This window comes from Mycobacterium sp., from assembly GCF_039583785.1.
Classification (GTDB): domain Bacteria; phylum Actinomycetota; class Actinomycetes; order Mycobacteriales; family Mycobacteriaceae; genus Mycobacterium.
Genome location: NZ_JAVKSG010000040.1, coordinates 1 through 15,819, shown reverse-complemented (window position 1 = coordinate 15,819; position 15,819 = coordinate 1). Strand labels below are relative to the sequence as shown.

The following is a 15,819-nucleotide window of genomic DNA, read 5'->3' as shown; positions in this document are numbered from 1 at the left end:
GAGTTGTGCGGAAAAGCGGTCGCGGAGTCTTCAACGTGGCGGTGGCAGCGCGACGGCCTCAACAGGGGACGTCGGCGTCCCTCTGCGAAATCCATTGGTGATCAGCCGTCTTCCCCGTCGGTCGCGTCGCGCGTCGATATACGACGGCACGGCCGCCGCCAGCCGGTGCGGTCGCGACCCCGGTGAAATGTGATCGCTCGCCGGCGGCATGTGTGGCGACAAACTTGAATTCGTTCAGCAGCGTGCGGAGCGTGACATCTAACTCCATGTTGGCGAAAGCCGCGCCAATGCAACGGCGGATACCGCCCCCGTAGGGAATCCAGATGTGGGTGTCCGGAGCGCTACCTACGAACCGGTCAGGATTGAAAGCAGCCGCATCAGGAAAGCATCGCTCGGAGTCGTGCACCAGCGAAATACCCGATACTACGCGATAACCCTCGGGAATAACCCACTCACCCAGTCTAATTCGCCGTAGAACCCTGCGTGAGGTGGTGGTGATAACGGGACGGGTGCGCAGCACTTCGGCTATGGAGGCTTGCCGCAGCTCCGACCCGCCTGCGTCAGCTTCTGCCGTCAACCGATCAAGCAGTTGCGGCTGCCGCCGCAGCCGCTCGACCGCCCATGACAGGGCCGTCCCTGTAGTTTCGTGTCCTACGGCAAGCAGCGTCAGTAGCTCATCAGCGATATGGTCGACTGAGATGACCGTGCCATCGTCATACCGTGCCCGCAGCATCAGCGATAGCACATCGGTGCGACGGTCCAAGTCCGGATCATTGCGGACGTCGGCGATCAGCCGCCGGACGAGCGCGTCGTAATGGGCACGTTGTCGGATCAATTTCGCACCCGGACTCCAGGCGCCGATGTCGCGACGCGCGCATGGCACCATGGCGATCCGTACGCCGAGCCTCATCATCGGCGGCAGCAGTTCCCGGAGTTCTCCTAGCGCCTCTCCCTCGGCTCCAAACACCGCGCGCAGAATCGCGTTAAGCGTGATACGCAGCATTGACGGCAACGTTTTGAACTGCCTACCTTCTGGCCAGGACGCGGTCTCGCGCAATACCTCTTCCTCGATGATCACCTCGTGGCTCCGGACCGTCTTGCCGTGAAAGGGCGGGGCGAGCAGCTTGCGGCGCGCACGATGCGGAGGCCCATGGAGGCTGAACGTCGAACCGGGACCAAATATCTCACCAAATACCCCGGCAAGGCCGACGACATCATCGCCGGCAGTGAGCAATTGCTGAATCAGGTCCGGATCGCTGAGCACCACGACCCTGTCGAAGATCGGCAGGTTGAGGGTGAAGGCGGGGCCATACCGGCGAGCCATCTTAGCCAGGGACGTGTCGGGGCTGAGAAAACCTACTCCTTGCAAGAGCTTTGGGATTGGCGGGGCGGGCGGCAACCGTACTGGGTCCATGGTTGCCAGAACCATATCGTCTCTCCCACAGGTTTAGCTGATCGTCGGCAACGTTAACCAAATGCATCGACGTTGACCAGATGAGTGTTTACCCGTCTGTTCAAGTGCGGAAAGTCGATGGTTGCACGAGAGCGCCGTCCACGTGCACCTGGTTGTCGCAGCAGGATTTAACCCAAAGTATCTGCGCAGCCTAGAAATACGCGACAACTCGGAGTAGACACGCATCTCAGATGACCCGCGCATTCCACGCGGGAGAAGTCGCCATCGTTGATATGCAGGAGGCTTGCATGACCACCGCAGCACGTCCGCACGGGTTGTTTCGGCTCGGAGCATTCGCTGCGATGCTAATGGCGGCGCTCTACGCCGTGATCGCTGTGTCGTACGCGTTCTTACCCAAGAATGTCAAGGTAGTCGGGACCGGCGATCCGGCTGCCTACTACCCCGCCCTGCTGAAAAACCCCAGTGCAGCCTTACTTTTGGACTGGGAGTTTGGCGTGTTGGGCATTGTGGGTGTCGCGGTTGTCGTGTCGGTGAGCGGTTTCAGCCGCCGCAATCGAAACGAAGGCTGGATCCTCTACACGTCGGTGCTCGCCCTCTTTGGCTTCCTCATAATGAGCGTGGACAGCTTGAAAGGTAGCGCTCTCCACAAGCTCCGCGCCGAAGCCTGGATGCACGGAGATGCCGCTACCCGAGCAGCAATTGGAGCCACGCGATTGACACTGGACTATTACGCCTGGTTCGCGTGCGGTGCGGTCGGCGCGTGGATATTGGTGGTCAACATCGCGATGCTACGCAACCGACAGTTGCCGACGGTGGGCGCCGCGCTTGGCTTTGTGCTGGCCGGGGCGAATGAATTGATAATGGTGAGTTTGACATTCGCATGGATGACGTCGTTGGACCTCGCTGTGGCGGCCGGCCTACTGGCTGCTGTTCCTTGGCTTGCGTTCGTCGGCATCCGGTTGTGGCGGGCCTCCGCTCCGCAGCTACGGGCGCTGACCGATCAGGCTGTGCGGGAACACGTCGTGGATGATGCCCACGTGTGACCGTCGCTCAGCGATGCCGACCGGCAATTTTGACATCGCCTGACAGAATGAGCTTTCCGACACTAGCGGCGGCCGCCACGCTTCCCCCAAGATACGCCTTTGCCAACTGGGGTGCCGACGCAGTGTCCATGCTCGGCAGCGACGCGAGCCAGGATCCGGCCTCATCGCGCTCATCGTTGCCGTACACGCGCACCGGGCACGGCATCCAGGCACCGAGTTGACGACTCGGCTCACGGATCCATTTGATGTCACTGACGATTGCGCATCCATCGAGCAACGGCGCATAAGCGAAACCCGCTCGCCCATCCGCCCAGAGGGCACCGACGGTGAGGCGGTGGAAGTCGGGTCCGAACTGATAGAGCAGCCGCAACCTATGGTCACGTTGGTGCGTTTCTCTGATCAAGGGCACGAAAACGTCCGCGTAGTCACGCGCTGTCACAGTGCCGAACGCTTCGAGGCCTTGCACCGTGTCGGGCGTGAATGAAGATCGCCTCAACATGATCCGATATCTCCCGCCGAAATCCAAGGCCGCATAATCGCTCTAATCATTCCCACTGTATCCGGACGGTAGCCATCTGACGACAGCCGCGTGCGCCTCTGTTATTGCTCGAGGATGGAGGAGTGCTCGCTCACCGATTCGGCAGGTGCGCGTTCTATTTCGGTAAACGCCCGGGCCCCACGGATCAACGCGTCGATGTCCTCAGGAGTCATCCGATGAACCACCGATTGGAAAGCTTGAATCCGCAAGCTGACGAGTTTGTCGAGGACACGTTGGCCCTCAGCCGTCAGCTCCAGGAGCGTCGCACGCCGATTTGTCGGCGAGACTCGCCGCGTGATGTATCCAGCGCCGGCCAATCGGTCACTCAACCGACTTGCCGTTGAGGAGTTCAAGGTGAGGTCTTTGCCAAGTTCACTCACCTGCTGAGGCCCGTGCCGTTCCAGCGACTTGAGTGCGCGCAGCGCTGTCAGACCAACAGTTGTCTCAACTTCGTTGAGCACCTCGATGTTGAGGGCCAGCAATCCCTGGGTAGCCTGCTCGAGTTCATCGACTAGGCCGGTAGTTGCGTGAGGATCGCCGCTCGACGCGAGTGGCAGCCTGGTGCCACTCGCCGGCACCGCACTGTCGTGGCTTCGACGCATTTCGTCACCGTACCGCGCGGCCCGCTCCCGCCTCAGTCTCCCAATGTTCTCAATCTTCGCCGCGCCTCCAAGCCTCCGATTGGCCTTGGTGGACCCTTCCCGAGCGACGTTACGTCACATATAATACGTGCATATTGGCAGGACATGTTAAGACGCACGTCATGTATTTATGCACCCTTTATTGGGCGTGGCAGGTTCAGAAACGATGCCACCCAGGCCCACGTGCTGGAGATAGCAATTACCGACGGCACTCCCCCAGCCGCTGTTCTGCGGCGAGTCCACATCCGGTTCGTTGATTTACGTCGAGCCACACGCCCACAGGAGCCTGTTCACAGTGGAATACGTCAGCGATGAGAAGGCCGATAGGATGCTGCGCACGTTCCTACCCGTGACAACAGCCGGGCTCGCACAAGGCACGGCGCCCAGTGCAGACGCGTCGCCGGCGAGCAGCGATCTTCTGAGCGGAACCCGGCTCTCGAAGTATCCAATTGAGCCGATTGCGCTTTCCGCACTTGTCAGCGTCGGCTCGCCACGCATGGCTGGAGTGGATCCGGCTCACGTCCAGCGGCTCCTGGAATCTGAGGGACCGCTTCCCCCGATCATCGTCCACCGCCAAACGATGAGGATTGTCGACGGCTTTCACCGCGTTGCCGCCGCCCTCGCGAGCGGCGTGGATACGATCAGCGGGCGTTTGATCGACGAATCATTGGAGACGGCGTTCATCATTGCGGTCAACGCCAACGTGACCCACGGCTTGCCCCTGCCGCTGACCGATCGGCGTGCCGCCGCGGAACGAATCCTGCAGACCCACCCAGATTGGTCCAACCGGGCTATCGCCTCTGCGGTCGGTCTGTCTGCAAAAACGGTTCGCGCGATGCGCTGTGCAGCCGGTGAAAGTCCGCAGTTGAACACTCGTCTTGGTAAGGATGGGCGGCTACGACCATTGAGTGCGACCGCTGGGCGACGGGTTGCAGCCGAAATTCTGCATGCACGTCCCCACGCATCCTTACGTGAGGTCGCGGCCCAGGCCGGCATCTCGCCGGGCACGGTCCGTGACGTTCGTGACCGGTTGCAACGCGGACTCGACCCGGTCCTGTCCGACACGCCAGAGATGCCGAAGTCTGACCACAAAGGTAGTAAGACCCGCATCGTCATCGGCAATTTCCTGGCGGCCGATGTCACGCCGGTTCTCGTTTCGCTGTCCAAGGATCCGGCGCTCAGGATGAACGCCGCCGGTCGTGGCCTGCTGCGCTGGCTTCACGGGCACGCCGTCAACACAGTCGACAGCACAACGCTCTCCGAATGTGTGCCTGAGCATTGCGTCGACCAGCTTGTCGAACTAGCGAGCCGTTGTTCTGCCAACTGGGCAAAGATTGCCGCCGACCTCGGAAAACTTGGCTAACCGATACCGAAGCCTGACCGGGTTGACACGACCCTACTCGGCACGACAGCGTCAGACGGGTGCACGGTGTTAGCGAGCCCAATATTTCAGCGCTGCAACCACATCCAGCTCGGCGAACCACAGAGCGCCCGGTACTCGGCATCAGTCTCGATGTCGGGCTCCCCACGGGCGCTTACTATGCGCTGCGCCTCAGCCATCTAGCACCATGGTGGGCTCTCGTCACCGCGACTGCCCTCGCCGCCATCCGGGTGGGATGGGTAGCCGTCCGCTCGCGCACAGTGACACCCTCCGGCGCGATAACGCTTCTCGCATACGGGACCGGGCTGACAGCCGCATGCTTAACAGCCGATCCGCGGCTACTCTTGGCGAGTAGCTCAATCAGTCTGGCGCTGACCGGGATCGCGTTCTTCGCGAGCCTGCTGACCGGCCAGCCCCTTACGCTGGGACTCTATCAGCGCTGGAAGCCCGATCAGGCAGCATGGTGGGCCGCGCGGTACGCCGCAGATCTCGCCGTCCGGAACACGTTTCGCCGCAGCAGTTACCTCTGGGGCTTGGGAATGGTCGCCGCCGGGATACTTCGACTACCGCTTATTTACCTTTTGCCGCTTGATATCGCGGTGGCTCTCTCGCTGGCCCCGGGCGCAATCGTGCTGACCGCGCTGATGCTGTGGTCTGTCCGAATACTCAAGTCGCACAACGCCAGCGCAGATATTCGATAGCGGCCAAGCTGGTGCACCACTACCGAATTTCCAAGTGACGCTTTAACGTGATGCTTACCGTCGAGGTACGGCGACTCATGACATATAGCTGCACTCTGCGCGTTCTGTGCGCCTGACATCGGGAAGCGTGATGGAAGAAGAAGTAGAGCCTTATCAAGTCCGAATTTCAGTGCGCGACTATGAGATCGATGCGCAAGGGCACGTGAGCGCGCTGGTGTACCAACAGTGGGCACACTTCGCGAGCATGGCCTGCCTTCGGGATGCCGGAGCTAAGATCGGCGAATTGGCCGCCCAGGGGTTGGGTCCGATCGACCTGGAGGTCACTACCCGGTTTCATCGCGAGTTGCGGCTGGGCGACGAGGTTGACGTCGGCTGCGAGTTCGAGTGGGGTTCGGGCAGAACGTACCGGCTCTTGCAAGAGATCCGGCAGCCTGACGGCACATTGGTGGCCGAAGTCAACAGTCTCGGTGCGATCATGGACTTAGCGAAGCGACGCATGATCCCAGACCCGGCCGGCCGGCTGCGCGCGGTAACCGAGCTTCCCGAAAGGCTAGGTCTGGCAGCGCATCAACAGTGACGAAATTGCCTGCCTGCCCAAAAAATTGCTGACCGATGACTAGCTTGGATACCGACGTAAGCCGTCGGCGTCGAGAGCTTTACGAGTCGACCGCGGGTCTGTACACGGCGACATTCCACGTCATTTGGCGTGTCGGCTTTCCCCACGTTCATGTTTGGCTGACCAAGGCCCTGCGCGACAGCTCGCGCATTCTGGATGCGGGCGCCGGATCTGGTTACTGGTCGCGCCACATCGCACGTTCGCTACCACGCAGCAGCGTCGTAGCGATGGACTTCTCCCATGCCTACGTCTCCCGGATCAAGCAATACATCCCCGAGGACTTGGCGGTGCCGGTCGTCCAGGGCGATGTCACCGCCGCACCGTTCTGCAGCGGTAGCTTCGATGCGATCCTCTGCAGCGGCGTGCTCGATACGATGCCGGACCCCGTCCCGGCGCTGAGCGAGTTGCGTCGGCTACTGAAACCCGAAGCCAAGCTGCTGCTAATTTTGCGCGCCAAAGGATCTCGGATGTCGACGCTGGTGGAGCGTTTCTTCCGCACCTCGATCTCGTTGTTTCGCATGATCACTCGCACCGGTGGCGGTGGATTGGACCCCGAGTTGTGGAGCAGGACAGCCATCAGCCCTCGTTTGGCTGCACACGCTGAACAGGCAGGCCTCGTCGTCGAGGATATCCGCTACGGCCAGATCCTCACCCGCGCTGTGCTACGCGCGCGACCTCGCCAGTCATCGGAGAACGGCGGCGATGAGGGTGATGGCATTGATCGCGGTGAACGTGATGATGGATCCGCCGTGTAGCAGCTTGCCGTCTTTCTTGGTGTAGCTGACGTGCAAGCGGCGAACGCTCAGCCACGCCACCACCGCCCAGGCACCCAGGCATGCGAATCCGGCCGCCGCGATCGCCGGCGGCATGCCGCTGCGCCACACGTGCCAGGCCCACGGCCCGATCGATGCCACGAATGCGAGCAGCGCCCATGTTGACGTTCGCGACGCACCGAACCGCACCGGAGTGGTTCTCCGGCCACCCTTTTCATCGTTGTCGACGTCGCGAACATCCTGGCACAGGCCCTCGCCGAGACCCATGAACACGATGGTGAAAGCCAGGTATGGCAGCCCACGCCGCCATCCGTCGAAGTCGAGTCCGCCGGCGCAGTACGCATACATGAGGACCCACGTGACGGGCCAGAACACTTGGGTGGCCAGGGGACGGCCCGAAAGCCCGACTGGCTTGAAGTTGTAGGAGAGCACCACAGGGAGCGCGATAAGAAAGACAATTCTGTTGGTCCAAGGAAGCAACAACGACACGGCGCCCGCTGCACCCACCAGTATGGTGCCCACCACAACCAGCTCATTGCGCGACAACGCCCCAACCACGAGTGCGCGATCTTGGCGGGAGCGCTCGGTGCTTGCACGGTCTACGGCAACATCAGCCACATCGTTGAACAGTGTTTGACCGCCATGAAACAGGGTGAGGGCCAGCACGACCAGGATGATCCGATGCCACGGCAGGGACGGGCCCGCCATGACAGCAAGCATCGCCAGTGGAGCCACGATGTCGTACCAAACCCGCGTCCTCATCCGCAGCGCATCGATCGTGCGAGCGACACGGGCTGCCCGGCTATGACCCCGCGACCCGGTTGCAAGCGCAGCAGACGATTCTTGTATTTTCATAGCGACTCCAGTCCAAAAACCAGTAATGCCACGGCCATTCCCGTCGCGTTGGCTAATAGGTTGACAACGTCGTTATCCATCCAGCTCACACCTGAGGAGAGTTCCGCCGGGCTGCCGCAATGGTGGGGCTCCTCCAGTGCAGCGCCACACGTCTGACAACGGAAGCGGGCCTGCAGCGTGGCGCCGATCACCGAATCCAACAGCGAGCCGGCGACTCCGGCCACCATGCCGACAACGACCATCACCGCATTGCCGGTCATCGTGCCGACAATTCCGATAACCAGCCCGCCTGCCCAGGTCGCCAGAAGCCCCAGCGCCGACACAGCTCCCGAGGTCCCGCCCGGGACCCGCCGCCAACTCCGCAGCGAGACAGGCGATCTACGCGAGAACCGGCCGATCTCTGACGCCCACGAGTCCGCGGTCGACGCCGCGATTCCACCGATGTACACGAAGAACCACACCTGATGACGATTCATCGCGAAGCCGACGAGGGGCACCATGACCGGGAGGATTCCGTTGACCATGACCTGACTGAGTCCGCGCATGCTTTCGACACGCCGCACGCGACGCCACGCGGTGAGCAGGCTCGTGAGAATGAAAAAGGTACTCACTGGAACCGCCCACACCCACCCGCCGAGTCCGATCGCTGAAGCCATAACTAGCGCTGCGCCAATCGATCCCGGAAGGTCGAGCCAACGCAACCGCACTATCACGGGCACGAGCCCGAATGCCAGAGCGGCTGCTAACCCCCATCGATGCGCATCGACGCCGGACAGATCGCGACCGAGATGGATAAGCAGCGCCACCCACGGCGTGATCAGCAGATTGTCGACGGCCGGAGCTACCAACAACTCGATCGCCGCGGTCGTCAGAGCAACAAAGACGGCGACAGCAACGCTCGTCGACCAATCCACTCGGTAGCCGAACACCATGACAATCATCGAGATGGCGCACGCAGTCACACTGAAGACAGCGGATCCCTCCAATGAACGAGCGGTAGCACCGACGGCGACCCGGTGGCGTCCCCACCTGCTACCGATGAGGGCGGCCAACGGATCCGCTAAACCCAGGACGAAGACACCCGCCGAGATCGCGGCCCGGTCTGGCCAGAATGCGGCCACCGCTGCGAGCACGCCGGTGGCGAATCCAACGAGACCGTAGTCACGCCCTCGCGCCCCGTCGAGGACGTCGGGCAGCAGCTTGAGCTCGACAGAGATGGCCAGGACAATTGCCGTCGCGCTCAACAAGCCCAGTGCGACCGCTTGGTGCGAAATGTTGATCGCGGCCAGCCCGACAACAAGCCCGCACAGCATGTGGGATACCTTGCGAGCCGCGAACCGGCTCGCGCCGAACCGAATCGCGGCCCGACCACCCCCGGTTAGAGCAAGGCAGACTGACACCGTCGCAATGATCCCGACGGCAATGTCGTTACCGAAATCATCTATCACAGGACGTAACTCGCTAACAGCGCAACGCAGGTGAGACTGAAGACCAGTGCAGAACCGCGATGAAGGCGGCGCGCTATCGCCTTGTCGAATGACGACCGCAGCTGGACGGCACTGATGACTGTCAGTAGAACCCAGGCCACGAGTATGACCGCTCCGGCATACAGCCATCCCGGCGAGGCCGCCACCGGGCCGCACGCGGCAAACCATACCCAGCCCAGCGCGGCAACGCCGTACGCGATCGACGCGACCGCGGTCGCCGCCGCCGGCCCGTATTTCACTGCGGTGGTGAGCTTCCCGCCCTGGCGATCATTGTCGTAATCGCGGATGTCTTTGACCAGCATCTCCCCCACGCCCAGATAGACGATGACGAAGAGCAGATAGAAGTACACGGGCCCCGAGGGGAGCTGCCCGGCCGCGGCCACCAGCGCAGTGACAATGCCCACAAGGCCCGTCAGGCCGGCGATCTGGGACATGATCGGTCTGCTCTGTGTGCGCAGTGGAGGTAGCTCGTGCTGGGTGATCAGCAGTGCCAGAACCACCGTGACCGCTGTCAATTGCCAGCGGACCAGCACTGTGACGCCGAGACCCACTATCGCGCAGGCCACCGCTTCGACGAGAGCGGTCCGTGGACTGATCAATCCGCTGGCGATCGGCCGGCGGCGCCTGAGGATTTCGCTGGAAAGGCGATCGGTTTCAACGTCTTTAACGTCGTTGAGCAGTGTCGCAGCCAGGTGAAGCAGGTTCATCGCCAGCGCGGTCAGCCCAGCGACGCGCAGCGGTACGGCACCATGCGTAAGCGCTGTGATCAGCGCGATGGGCATGAGCGTGTCGAGCCAGAGCCGGGTCGTGGGGCGCGCCACCCTCAGGTGTGCGAGCAGGATTCGCGATACGCGCGGACCTCGCGTGCCCCAACTTGCGTACCATTGCTCAATCGTCCCGCCGAAACTGTCTCCGTGAGTGGGGAACTCAGCGGCTTTCACGTAGGAGTAACCAATGGTGTTCATCGCCGACTCCTCCACACCTGGCTCCTCGGGGTCAGGTAACCGCTGGTTTCGAACGCGCTGAAGTACACGTTGAGTAAGTCGTCGCCAACCGGCGGGCAGCGCAGGTCCGATACCGCCGATAGCGCCCCAACTGTGCGCGTGCAGTCGTGGGCGGCGGTCGTCATCGTCGCCCACGATGCGTGGCGCAGGTGCGGTTCCAAGGGAGTCAGCGCACTCGACCGGGAATGCGGACCAGCGGTGAGATCGTGCTGCCATTGCGTGAATGGCACTGGGCGGACGGCATATCCGCGCCTGACCATCCACTCCACGAAATCGACGAAAGCGATGGGATGGGGATTGTTGAGGTGGAAGGTCTGGCCGACCGAATCGGATTGTTCCGACAACGTGACCAGCGCGTTGGCCACGTAATCCACTGGTGACACGTCGATGACGCCGTCCAGAGAAGGCGCCTGTCCCAGCTCGACGCAGCCTTTGATCATGCGCTCGAAGTAGGAGTCGGCGTTGAAAACACCTGTCCGGCTGTGTCCCGCGATCAGCGGTGGCCGGTACGTCGCGATGGGGAGTCCTCGCCGCGCCGCTTCGACGGTGATGCGCTCAGCGACCCATTTGGCTTGCGCGTATCCACCGAGCAGGGGCCGCTTGTGGTCAAGTGTGTGGTCCTCGGAACTGCTGAGGCCGTCGAACGGAAAGACCGCCATGCTCGATACGTAGTGCAGGACTTTCGTGCGACGCCGTACAGCCAGTCCCAGGATTTCCCGGAGGGCTCCGACAATGCCATCTTGCAGCGATGTGTAGGCCTTCACCCAATTCACCGGAGCTGCGCAGTGGTAAATGCCGGTGACGGCGCCGGCCAATTCGTCGAACTGTCGTTCTGACAGGCCCAGTCGCGGCAGAGCGATGTCTCCGGGCAGCGCGGTGATCGCGTCGCGTCCAGTGCTCCAGTCGATGCCCAGCCGATCTGCGTTGCGCTGCAACCGCATACGAGCAGTCTTCTCGTCGGGTGCCCGCACCAGGCACACCACTTCCTGACCCCGGGCCAGGAGCTCGCGCAAGATAAACCCGCCCAGGAACCCGGTGGCGCCCGTCAAGAGCTGCCACTGCGGCTGGGGCGCGATCGCGGTTGCCGCTGGATCACGCCGGATCGCCTGGTCCAGTGTGGCTTTCGCCGCAAGGGTCTCGACGTTGACGCAGCTGCCGGGACGAGCGAGCGCGTCGTCGAGGCCCTCAGCCGCCCGAGTGGGGTCACTTTCTACTGACGCCGGCTCGCCGACGTGGGGCGCTCGCACCCCGCCGACGAGCGAGTGCAGTAAGACATGGCTGTCGCTGAGTAGGAAGTGTTGTCTGACCTCAGCGAACTCGAGCTGTCCGATCTGGCACAACCCAATTCCGGTGCTGATCGCGGTCGTTTCAAGGAGCTGGGTGATCAGCCCGGCCTCCAGCGTGGCGAAGTGCATGCTCTGCTGGCCGTAGAGCGGCCCGATCGCGTCGAGTTGGGCGACGAGAAAAAGCGAGAACGCGCAGTCCCGGAAGAGCGCCCGATTCCACCACCAGTGCAGCTCGTCGGTGAATCGATCGCTCTCACTGCTCAGTGAAATCAGCGAGTGCCGGGACGGGTCGTAGTAATAGCAGCCTGCGGTCAGGTCTTCGACACGGCCCGGTTTGATGTGGAGGTAGATCTGCACGCTGTAGGTGCCCCCGCCAGATCCGTAGCGGTGCCGCCGGTGATGGCCGGTGGTGTCGAGGTCGCGAAGTGCCGAAAGTAGTTGCCCTAGCTCACTTTGGTTAACCGCGTCGCCGATGAATTCTCGACAGCTGCTACGTTCGCCGTCGGCGTCGGCCTGGCGCGTGAGGGGGAATGAGACGGCCTGCGGGTCTGCCGGATAATCCTGACGCAGCCCTCGGCGCTGTTCGCGGAACCGCTGGCGAGCCTCAGGGTCGGCGATGATGTCGTAGGCGGCCAGCGGTTGCGATGCACTGTGTACGCCGGATCGGCCACCGGTTTCGCCGTGATCGGATGACGGCCCGGCGCGCTCGGTGAGCGTCGCGCCGAGTTCCTCGATCGAGGCGGCAGTGAACAGCTGCTCGATGTCGGGGCGCAGGCCAAGGGTGTCTTCGATCGCAGCGGCGATACGCACCATCTGCAGTGAGCCCACGCCGAGTTCGCTCAGAGTCGCATGAGCGGGAATCTCGTCGACGCCCAGGACCTCGGCGACGATCGCGGCAATGGAACCTTCACGGGGAGCCGCTGTCGGCGGCGCAGACGGCCTGTCGGCCCGCTCGGCGTCGGCTTCGAGGGCCTGCCGATCCTGCTTTCCGTTACGTGTCGTAGGGATGGCATCGAGGAAGCGAAAGACTCCGGGTCGCATGTGTTCCGGTAGCTGCTGGCTGAGATAGGCCGCCAAAACGTTGGAATCGCCACCACCTTCGGTGGCGACAACATGTGCAACGAGGCGACGTCGTCCGTGGGCATGGGGATGCGCGGTGACAACGCAGGACTGAATGTCACGGTGTTGTGCGAGTACGGTTTCGATTTCGCGCAGTTCAACGCGGCGGCCGTCGATCTGCACCTGACCATCACGACGCCCGATGAATTCGATATAGCCATCAGGGTTCCAGCGCCCGTAATCTCCTGTTCTGCAGATAGTTTCGCCGGTCCGGGGGTGACGAACAAACTTCTCAGCGCTGAGTTCGGGATCGTTAAGATAACCCGGCGATGTGCCGATGCCCGAACTGCACAGCTCCCCGGTCACCCAATCCGGGCGTTCGTTCAGTGCGTCATCGAGAACGTAGTAACGGGTGTTCGCGATCGGTCTTCCGTACGGAATCGACGTCCCATCGAGATGTGTGACGTCGACCCGGTGGGCGATATTCCACAGGCTCGTCTCGGTGGGGCCGCCGACGCTGACGATCTCCGCCTCTGACCCGCGGGCACGAATGCGGCCCGGAAGGTCGACAGGGATCCAATCGCCACCCAGCAGAATCAGCCGCAATGACGGCGGGACCACGGTGTCGGTGGCTTCCGCGCGGTCGAGAAGCATCTGAACGCTGGCCGGAACGGAATTCCATATCGAGACGCGTTGATCGGCAACGAGCTCCAGCCACGCGGCTGGGTCGCGGCGAAGCTGGTGTGGCACGGTCACGAGCGCGCCGCCGACGGCCAGCACGCCGAAGATATCGAACACCGACATGTCATGGTGGAGATCAGTCACGGCCAGCGACCGATCGTCCGCTCCGATCCCGAACGTCTTGATGGTGTGCGTGATCGCGTTCACCAAGCCGTGGTGTTGCAGCTGAACGCCTTTGGGCGGCCCCGTGGAACCCGACGTATACAGCACCACGCAACGGTCGTCGAGTCGCCGCTTTGGTGGTGACACGGTCTGCGGCATCCTGGCGAGGTCGAGAGCGTCGATCGCCACAACCCGAATCTGATCGGGCCAGGTGGTGCGGTCGAACAACCGCGCCTGGGTCAGCACTATCCGCACCCGGGCGTCGGCGATCAGTGACGACAGCCGTGCCGCCGGGAGGTCCGCCGGCAGCGGCACATAGGCGGCCCCGGCCATGAGCGTCGCGAGTACAGCAACCGTTTGTTCGCAGCCCTTTTCGGCGACGATCGCGATCAGCTCGTCTGGCTGCACGTTCTCTGACTGCAGCCAGCTGGCCAGCGCGGCGGCTTTGGCGTTGAGCTCGGCGTAGGTCCAGGCGGTACCGCCATGCACCAGCGCAACTCGATCGGGGTCTCGTCGACACTGTTGGGTGAACAGTTCTTCCAGACGCATCGCCAGTATCGGTGTCGCCGTGTCGTTGATCTGGGCGCGCATGCGTAGCTGCTCGACGGGAACGAGTTGCAACGCAGCCGTATTGGTCCAGGCGGCTTCGTCGGTCGCCAGCTTCTCGAGAAGTCGCTGGTATGCGGCGAACATGTCGACGATCACGCCCGGTGCGAACAACTGCTCGACAACATCCCACTGGAACGCCAACGCGCCACCCCGCAGGAAGGACTGGTTGTCCAGGGCCACTTGCGGCGTCTGCGAGGCGCCGGCCGCGGGTGCCCCCAACCAGTCGAAGACGCCGAGGTCACGCAGCACTGGCGTGAAAACCACCGGGGCCTTGGCGGCAGTGGCCACATAGCCGTTGGCCCGGGCGAACTCGCGCAAGATGCCGACTCCACCGAGCTCGCGGTGGTCCAGATCGGTGAGCACCTGTTGGCGCAGATCTTCGGCGCGGGCCAGAAATGACGAACGCGCCGACCAGTCGACACCGGTCAGCATGAAATCGGCGGACGGCCCGATGGCACGGTGCGTCGCGGCATTCGCCTCGTGCTGCATGGTGACGTTGACCGTGAATCGCGGCTCTTCGGACCACGTCGCCAGCACTTCGCAGTAGGCGGCCAGCAGCGCTACCGACGGGGTTAACCCGAATTGTGTTGCACGCGCGCAGAAGCTCGTCCAGTCGCGTTCGCGCAACCCCCCGCTGAATCGGGTGTAGCGCGGTGCGGCCAGCTCACGAGTGACTGATCTGGGAAGCCGAGGTGCGTTGGGCAACAGCGGGGCCCGCTCCCGCCAGTAGAAAAGGGCTCGGTGATACCGGTGCGATTGTTTGGTGGCCGAAACCTTTTCGATACGCTGCCGGTAACCGTGATCTGCATGTATCTCAGCGGTGGGGTCTTGGTAGAGGCGCCTCCACTGGTCGACCAGCTCAAGCAACGACGCCGCATCGAACGTCAACAGGTCGGCACTGAGGTGGATGCGTTGGCGATCGCCATCGAGCCGGTGCACACGCAGTTCGAACATCGGCCAGCGGTCGAGGGGAAAGACTTGGTGTGACAAATCTTCTCGTGCGGCGCGGAGGATCGACTCGGCGAGATCCTGCGGATGTCCGCGGAGATCGGTAATCGGAAGCGACCACGTCGGACTACTTGCGTCGATGTACTGAAATCCGCGCGCGGAAACTGTCGTTCGGAGCGCATCGTGCTGATCGATGAGCACCCGCCAGGCCGCTTCGAGCCTACCGAGATCCAATCCTGCAGAGTCGACTTCGGCGTAGACATGGGCCCCGACTCCGCCGAGCTCGAATAGTTCGTTGCGTCCGGCCACATAGGCTTGCTGAAGGTCAGTCAGCTCGAAGGTGCCCCCGTCGTCCGGGTCGCCGTCGCGCGCGTCCGTGTCGACGTCGTCGCCCGGCCCAGATCCGCCCGCCAGCCTGTGTGCCAGTTCTCGCATACTGAGTCCACCGAGGAACTCACGCAACGGCACATCGATCCCGCGTCGGGCGGCCAGTGCGTCTGTTATCTCCACCGCACGAACTGAATTCACACCCAGGCGATTGACCGGTGTATCAACCGAAACCTCTGTGGGTGTGGCGCCCACCGCGTGAGCGATGAGTTCTCGCAGCTCGTCGGCCCAGGC

At 62.7% G+C, this 15,819-nt stretch carries 12 protein-coding genes; 5 read left to right on the top strand and 7 right to left on the bottom strand.

Annotation, left to right across the window (positions count from 1 at the left end):
- Nucleotides 1–58 precede the first annotated feature (58 nt).
- The gene (locus tag ABDV69_RS13255; RefSeq protein WP_343575032.1) at nt 59–1,429 is read right to left on the bottom strand and encodes a cytochrome P450; all 1,371 of its coding nucleotides are present in this window, start codon (nt 1,427–1,429) and stop codon (nt 59–61) included.
- A gap of 272 nt (nt 1,430–1,701) precedes the next feature.
- Here ABDV69_RS13255 and ABDV69_RS13250 point away from each other — a divergent pair, with 272 nt between their 5' ends.
- Complete coding sequence (locus ABDV69_RS13250) at nt 1,702–2,457, top strand: hypothetical protein (RefSeq protein WP_343575030.1); 756 nt, start codon at nt 1,702–1,704, stop codon at nt 2,455–2,457.
- A 7-nt stretch (nt 2,458–2,464) separates the two neighbouring features.
- On the opposite strand, the gene ABDV69_RS13245 is transcribed toward ABDV69_RS13250, so the two are convergent.
- A complete protein-coding gene (locus tag ABDV69_RS13245) occupies nt 2,465–2,983 on the bottom strand; it encodes an STAS/SEC14 domain-containing protein (RefSeq protein ID WP_343575029.1) in 519 nt (172 codons plus the stop codon).
- 74 nt (nt 2,984–3,057) lie between these two features.
- On the bottom strand, nt 3,058–3,477 hold the full coding sequence (locus ABDV69_RS13240; RefSeq protein ID WP_343575027.1) for a MarR family transcriptional regulator: 420 nt from the start codon (nt 3,475–3,477) through the stop codon (nt 3,058–3,060).
- A 454-nt stretch (nt 3,478–3,931) separates the two neighbouring features.
- On the opposite strand from ABDV69_RS13240, the gene ABDV69_RS13235 reads away from it, so the two are divergent.
- The 4 genes from ABDV69_RS13235 to ABDV69_RS13220 all read left to right on the top strand — a co-directional run bounded on the left by ABDV69_RS13235 (nt 3,932) and on the right by ABDV69_RS13220 (nt 7,089).
- The gene (locus ABDV69_RS13235) at nt 3,932–4,999 is read left to right on the top strand and encodes a ParB/RepB/Spo0J family partition protein (protein ID WP_343575026.1); all 1,068 of its coding nucleotides are present in this window, start codon (nt 3,932–3,934) and stop codon (nt 4,997–4,999) included.
- Between the two features lie 59 nt (nt 5,000–5,058).
- Entirely contained in the window at nt 5,059–5,718 is a 660-nt protein-coding gene (locus ABDV69_RS13230; protein WP_343575024.1) for a VC0807 family protein, read from the top strand.
- A 130-nt stretch (nt 5,719–5,848) separates the two neighbouring features.
- Nucleotides 5,849–6,295, top strand: coding sequence for an acyl-CoA thioesterase (locus ABDV69_RS13225; protein ID WP_343575073.1), 447 nt, complete (start codon nt 5,849–5,851; stop codon nt 6,293–6,295).
- Between the two features lie 35 nt (nt 6,296–6,330).
- Nucleotides 6,331–7,089 carry a class I SAM-dependent methyltransferase gene (locus ABDV69_RS13220; RefSeq protein ID WP_343575022.1) on the top strand — a complete coding sequence of 253 codons (759 nt, stop codon included), beginning with the start codon at nt 6,331–6,333 and terminating at the stop codon, nt 7,087–7,089.
- On the opposite strand, the gene ABDV69_RS13215 is transcribed toward ABDV69_RS13220, so the two are convergent.
- The 4 genes from ABDV69_RS13215 to ABDV69_RS13200 form a co-directional block, all read right to left on the bottom strand.
- Nucleotides 7,018–7,827, bottom strand: coding sequence for a prenyltransferase (locus tag ABDV69_RS13215; RefSeq protein ID WP_343575071.1), 810 nt, complete (start codon nt 7,825–7,827; stop codon nt 7,018–7,020). The genes ABDV69_RS13220 and ABDV69_RS13215 overlap by 72 nt on opposite strands.
- A 131-nt stretch (nt 7,828–7,958) precedes the next feature.
- Complete coding sequence (locus ABDV69_RS13210) at nt 7,959–8,894, bottom strand: DUF92 domain-containing protein (RefSeq protein ID WP_343575021.1); 936 nt, start codon at nt 8,892–8,894, stop codon at nt 7,959–7,961.
- A gap of 512 nt (nt 8,895–9,406) precedes the next feature.
- A complete protein-coding gene (locus tag ABDV69_RS13205) occupies nt 9,407–10,414 on the bottom strand; it encodes a UbiA family prenyltransferase (protein WP_343575020.1) in 1,008 nt (335 codons plus the stop codon).
- Entirely contained in the window at nt 10,411–15,804 is a 5,394-nt protein-coding gene (locus ABDV69_RS13200; protein ID WP_343575069.1) for an amino acid adenylation domain-containing protein, read from the bottom strand. The genes ABDV69_RS13205 and ABDV69_RS13200 overlap by 4 nt, the downstream gene beginning before the upstream one ends.
- Nucleotides 15,805–15,819 lie beyond the last annotated feature (15 nt).